Source organism: Shewanella hafniensis, from assembly GCF_019655335.1.
Lineage (GTDB): Bacteria > Pseudomonadota > Gammaproteobacteria > Enterobacterales > Shewanellaceae > Shewanella > Shewanella hafniensis.
The window spans coordinates 1-579 of the sequence record NZ_BPFD01000207.1 but is presented as its reverse complement, the minus strand read 5'-3'; the positions used below and the strand labels follow the sequence as shown (position 1 = coordinate 579).

The 579-nt window shown below is 43.7% G+C and carries 2 rRNA genes; both read right to left on the bottom strand.

The features are described 5' to 3' along the window. Positions 1-101 (bottom strand): 23S ribosomal RNA (locus tag K5Q99_RS21945); the annotation flags it as partial. A gap of 366 nt (positions 102-467) precedes the next feature. After that, positions 468-579 (bottom strand): 16S ribosomal RNA (locus tag K5Q99_RS21940); the annotation flags it as partial.

Sequence of the window (579 nt, the reverse complement as noted above, 5' to 3'; positions counted from 1 at the left end):
AAATGCTTGTTACTAGCTCGCCAACGCTTTTCGCAAGTTACTACGTCCTTCATCGCCTCTGACTGCCAAGGCATCCACCGTATACGCTTAGTCGCTTAACCATACAACCCAAATGAGTTTCACTCACTTGAGTCGCATTGCGACCAGCTTGGTTTTACTTGTCTCACTTCTGACCAAAGAAGTGGACGCGCCTTAGACGTAAACTATTCAGCAAAGAATAATTTACTTTTGAATATTCAAGACACTTAATAAAGTGTTTGAGAACTCATGATGCAAACGTTTCCACGTTTACATCGGTTTGTAATTAATCACATGACAGACTCATGCAATTAAATACTATCAGCTTTCCAAATTGTTAAAGAACAATGCTAACCGGCTCGCGGCGCATTCAGCTCTGACTTCTCCTAAGAGAAGATAAACAAGCAATCTGTGTGAACACTCAACAAACATTAAGTTAGTCGTATAGGTAAGGAGGTGATCCAGCCCCAGGTTCCCCTAGGGCTACCTTGTTACGACTTCACCCCAGTCATGAACCACAAAGTGGTGAGCGCCCCCCCGAAGGTTAAGCTACCCACTTCT